This is a genomic window from Winogradskyella sp. SYSU M77433, assembly GCF_029911945.1.
Taxonomy (GTDB): Bacteria; Bacteroidota; Bacteroidia; order Flavobacteriales; family Flavobacteriaceae; genus Winogradskyella.
The window spans coordinates 1-1,348 of the sequence record NZ_JARYTG010000027.1 but is presented as its reverse complement, the minus strand read 5'-3'; the positions used below and the strand labels follow the sequence as shown (position 1 = coordinate 1,348).

General features: G+C 33.2%; 2 protein-coding genes. Both read right to left on the bottom strand.

The annotated features are described in order from the left end of the window. Positions 1–40 precede the first annotated feature (40 nt). On the bottom strand, positions 41–889 hold the full coding sequence (locus tag QGM60_RS18105; protein ID WP_281141646.1) for an IS3 family transposase: 849 nt from the start codon (positions 887–889) through the stop codon (positions 41–43). A 14-nt stretch (positions 890–903) separates the two neighbouring features. Beyond that, a complete protein-coding gene (locus QGM60_RS18100; protein ID WP_036119634.1) occupies positions 904–1,296 on the bottom strand; it encodes a helix-turn-helix domain-containing protein in 393 nt (130 codons plus the stop codon). Positions 1,297–1,348 lie beyond the last annotated feature (52 nt).

Below are 1,348 nucleotides of genomic sequence, written 5' to 3'. Positions count from 1 at the left end.
TGTCTTGTCCTGAAATAGGTTGACCATTTTTGGATGTATTTTAAATGGTTAAAAATTCCAGCTTGTTATTATTTTTCCGGTACGATTTGTAGTCTATATTTTGTTTTAAGTGGGCCATTTTTGGGGTGCTTAAATTGAGACTCCAATGCGTTCTAAAGTTATTGTAAGTAAATATAGCTTTTTTAGTCATCTTTTGAGCCAATTCAGTGTTTTTAATGGTTTGTTTTAATCCATATTCATACTTAAGAGTTTTGTTAATGCGTTCAGCTACGGCGTTTTCGTAAGGGTCGTACTGCTCGGTCATGCTTATAGTTAGGTTGTTTTTCTCAGCGAACTGGGTATAAGTTGGATTGCAATATTGGATGCCTCTATCCGAATGATGGATGAGTTTTTCATGTGGATACTTCCTGTTATTTAAAGCCATTTTAAGCGCATTTAAGCATAGTTCTGTCCTCATGTGGTTACTTAGTTGGTATCCCATGATTTGTTTAGAGTATGCATCTGTTACCAAGGCCAGATAGTTGTGTCCTTTTTCGGTTTTGATATATGTTATATCTGTTACCCAAAGTTGTTCAGCTCTGGTAGGTAGTTTATCTTTCACCAGGTTCTTGTATTTAAAGAAATGATGTTTAGAATTGGTTGTGATATGATAATTTTTATTTCTCTTAACCAGTAGGTTATGGTTCTTGAGGAATATTAAAAACTTATCTCTTCCCATTTTTATGTTCTGATTTTTCATGTCTTTTTTTAGGTGGTCATAAAGTTTTTTACCACCAGTTTGTTGTCCTATTTTATTACGACATTGTTTGACTAGTTGTAATAAGATTTGTTCGTTAATCTGCTTGTTTTTATAAGATTTTAAGCGTTTATAAAAGGCTTGTTTGGATATCCCAAAACATGTAGTTAACCATTTTCTTTTAAACGGTTTTGTTTCTTTTTCTCTATCTCGTCTGCTAATGTTTTGGGCAATGACTTTTTTGACATATCCACGCCTGTAATGAGTTCCATGTCAGCTATGATGTCCTGTTGGAAGTCCTTTACGAACTCCAGTTCTTCAATCTTTTCTTTAAGTTTTTTGATCTCGTCTTTTTTGCTCATTCCTAATTTCTTTTGCTCTAAGGTACTGTATTTTTTTATCCAATACTGAATAGAGCTTCTAGAAACCTGATATTTTTTAGCTGCATAATTGACAGAGATCTGTCCGTTATGAATTTGGTCAATGATTAAAAGTTTGAGTTCAAACCCTACTTTTTGATAGGCTTTTTTTTGGCAGGATGATTTTGATTGTTGTTCCATATGTTGACTAATTTTAAATGATTTTTTAGTCAACCTATTTCAGGACGATGCC